Source organism: Sandarakinorhabdus oryzae (genome assembly GCF_009733735.1).
In the GTDB taxonomy this organism is placed as follows: Bacteria; Pseudomonadota; Alphaproteobacteria; order Sphingomonadales; family Sphingomonadaceae; genus Sandarakinorhabdus; species Sandarakinorhabdus oryzae.
Map to the genome: position 1 here is coordinate 1 of NZ_WNJP01000249.1, position 2,929 is coordinate 2,929.

General features: G+C 69.0%; 4 protein-coding genes. All 4 read right to left on the bottom strand.

The window, feature by feature from the left end; genetic code table 11:
• Positions 1 to 268: AAA family ATPase (locus GJ693_RS15055; RefSeq protein ID WP_156257070.1), on the bottom strand; the 268-nt coding region annotated here is incomplete at its 3' end.
• Positions 265 to 954 (bottom strand): NUDIX hydrolase, encoded by a 690-nt coding sequence (locus tag GJ693_RS15060; RefSeq protein ID WP_156257071.1) that lies wholly within the window; start codon positions 952 to 954, stop codon positions 265 to 267. The genes GJ693_RS15055 and GJ693_RS15060, both read right to left, overlap by 4 nt.
• 28 nt (positions 955 to 982) lie before the next feature.
• Positions 983 to 2,086: an NADH:flavin oxidoreductase gene (locus tag GJ693_RS15065; protein WP_156257072.1), complete on the bottom strand. Its 1,104-nt coding sequence runs from the start codon at positions 2,084 to 2,086 to the stop codon at positions 983 to 985.
• 38 nt (positions 2,087 to 2,124) lie between these two features.
• A partial coding sequence (locus tag GJ693_RS15070) for a tyrosine-type recombinase/integrase (protein WP_156257073.1) occupies positions 2,125 to 2,929 on the bottom strand: 805 nt, incomplete at its 5' end.

Sequence of the window (2,929 nt, forward strand, 5' to 3'; positions counted from 1 at the left end):
CCACGCCGGTGCCGATCTGCACCTCGCCTTGCGCCGAGACCAGCTGCGCCGCCACGCTCCAGCCGCCGGGGCCATCCTGCCGGGCCGCATCCGACAGGGCAGCGCCGCGCAGGCCGCGGCCAGGCGCCAGCAGCGAGATCGCGTCCAATATGTTGGTCTTGCCCGCGCCATTGTCACCGGTGATCACCACCAGTCCGGTGCCAACAGTGATGCCGGCGTGGGCGTGGTTGCGAAAATCGGTGAGCGTCAGGCGGGTGATCGCCGTCACAGCATCAGCAGCCGATGCCGGCCATTGTCAAAGCGGTGATAGGGGATGGGACGCGCCGGATCATCCAGCCGGGCCGCCACATCGGCCAGGATGGCGCGGGTGATGCTGGGCAGGTCGAGCTGTTCGGCCTCGTCCCAGCTGAACCAGGCGATCTCGTCGAGCTCGCCGCAACCACTGCCCGGATCGAGGCTGACAAGATGCGTCGCCTCCACCGTGAAGAAGCGCGCATCGAAACGGCGCGGCCGCACTGGCGGGGTGATGGCGCGGCCGACGAAGCGCAGCGGCGCCAGGTGCGGCAGGTGGCCGGTGTCGAGAAACGCGCGCCATTCCGGTGATTTGGTGCGGCCGCTGCCCGGCGCACCCAGCACCAGGCCGGTTTCCTCGAACAATTCGCGCACGGCCGCCGCGGCCAGCGCGCGGGCGCGCGGTGGCGGCGCGGTGCGGTGCAGGTGGGCCGCCGTCTCGTCATGCAATTCGCTGGCGGCGGCGACGCGATAATCGCTGGGGTGCAGCCGCCCGCCAGGGAACACCCACTTGCTGGCCATGAACACATGACCCTTCGCCCGCCGGCCCATCAGCACGCACGGACTGGGCCCATCGCGGCGAATGACCAGCACGGTGGCGGCATCCTTGGGCCGCAGCGACCGGCCCTTCAGGATGGGGACATTGTCTTCATCAACCTGCATGTGGCCTCTCCTGCCACAAGCCGCAGCGTCACACCAACGACATCAGCGCGTCGGCGGTGTAATCGGTCAGCTCGTCGTGGCGGGCAGCCTCGACCTTCAGTGCCCAATCCGGATCGACGATCAGCGCGCGACCAACCGCCACCAGGTCGAACTCGTCGTGCGCCAGCCGCTTGAGCAAGCCATCAAGGCTGGCCGGCTTTGAGGCTTCGCCGCCCATCCCGGCGACAAAATCGCCGGTGAGGCCGACGCTGCCCACCGTGATGGTGGGCTTGCCCGTCAGTTTCTTGGCCCAGCCGGCGAAATTCAGCCCTTCCGGGCCATCCAGCTCCGGATATTCCGACTCCCAGAAACGCCGCTGTGAGCAATGGAACACATCGGCCCCGGCATCGGCGAGCGGGCCGAGCCAGGCCGCCATCTCGTCGGGCGTCGGCGCCAGGCGGAAAGCGAAATCCTGCTGCTTCCACTGCGACAGGCGGATGATCACCGGGAAATCCGGACCCACGACGGCGCGGACTGCCTTCAGCAGTTCGACCGCAAAGCGCGCACGCAAAGGCAGCGTGTCGCCGCCCCAGCGATCGTCGCGGCTGTTGGTGGCGCCCCAGAAGAACTGATCGATCAGATAACCATGGGCGCCGTGCAGTTCAACGGCGTCGAAGCCCAGGCGCTTGGCATCGCCGGCGGCGCGAGCGAAAGCGGCGATGGCATCAGCCACGTCTTCATCGCTCATGGCGCGGCCGTTGGTCTTGCCGGGCATGTAATGGCCGGTCGGGCTTTCGGCTTCCTCGCCCTTGGGGTTGCGGCGGTTGGGCAGCGCGCCGACGTGCCACAGCTGCGGCGCAATCAGTCCGGATTCGCCGTGCACGGCCTTGACCACCTGGCCCCAGCCATTGAGCGCGCTCCCGAAGAAATGCGGCACGTTGGGATCATTGGCAGCGCCCACCCGCTCTACCGCGGTGCCTTCGGTGATGATCAGGCCCACCCCGCCGGCCGCGCGCTTGCGATAATATTCGGCGACATTGGCGCCCGGCTGCCCGCCCGGCGAGAAACTGCGCGTCATCGGCGCCATCACGATGCGGTTGGGCAGCGTCAGGCTGTTGATGGTGAAGGGGCGGAAGAGGGGATTGTTGCTCATACCGCCTCCTTGCCGGGCGGCGGCGCGCAAGTCACCTGTCAATCTGACCCATCGGCCAAGGGATGGCGGCGATTGACCAGCTCCACCAGCGCCGCCGACGCCACATGGGTGTAGATCTGCGTGGTCGCGATATCGGCATGGCCGAGCAGCGTCTGCACGATGCGCAGATCGGCACCGCCTTCCAGCAGATGGGTGGCAAAGGCGTGGCGCAGCACGTGTGGGGAGATGCGCGCCGGCGGGATGCCGGCGTCGGCGGCCAGCGCCTTGATCAGCTGCCACAGCCGGAGGCGGGACAGATACCCCGCCTTGCCGCGCCCGGCGGGGAAGAGAAACTTGCTGTCCTTGGGCACATGCGCTTCCCAGGCCAGAACGGCGGCTTCGGCGCGGCGGCTGATCGGCACCAGCCGCTCCTTGGCGCCCTTGCCCAGCACCACCATGTGCCCGCGCCCGGCCTTGCAGGCATGGCGGGGCAGCGCCACCAGCTCGCTGGCGCGCAGGCCGGAACCATAGAGCAATTCCACCAGCGCGGCTGTGCGCAACGTCACCGGATCATCGGGCCGGGCAGCCAGCTTTTCGGCCAGCGCTGCGAACAGCCGCTCGACATCGCCGGCCGCCAACGTCTTGGGCAGCGGCCGCGCCGCTTGCGGCAGGGCGAGATCGCGGCCGGGATCATCGGCGCGCAGATGTTCGGCCATCAGGAAAGCGAGGAACTGCCGCACCGCGCTGGCCTTGCGCGCAGCGCTGGCCCGCGCCAGCGGCGCCCAGTGCCGGGCCAGCCGCGCCAGCGCCGCCGCATCGGCTGCTGCCAGTGTGCCGCCCAGCCATTCGCTGGCCTGGTTGAGA

Bases quoted from the DNA above. Each gene is read 5' to 3' on its own strand.
- GJ693_RS15060 (WP_156257071.1), bottom strand. From the start codon at position 954: ATGCAGGTTGATGAAGACAATGTCCCCATCCTGAAGGGCCGGTCGCTG.
- GJ693_RS15065 (WP_156257072.1), bottom strand. From the start codon at position 2,086: ATGAGCAACAATCCCCTCTTCCGCCCCTTCACCATCAACAGCCTGACG.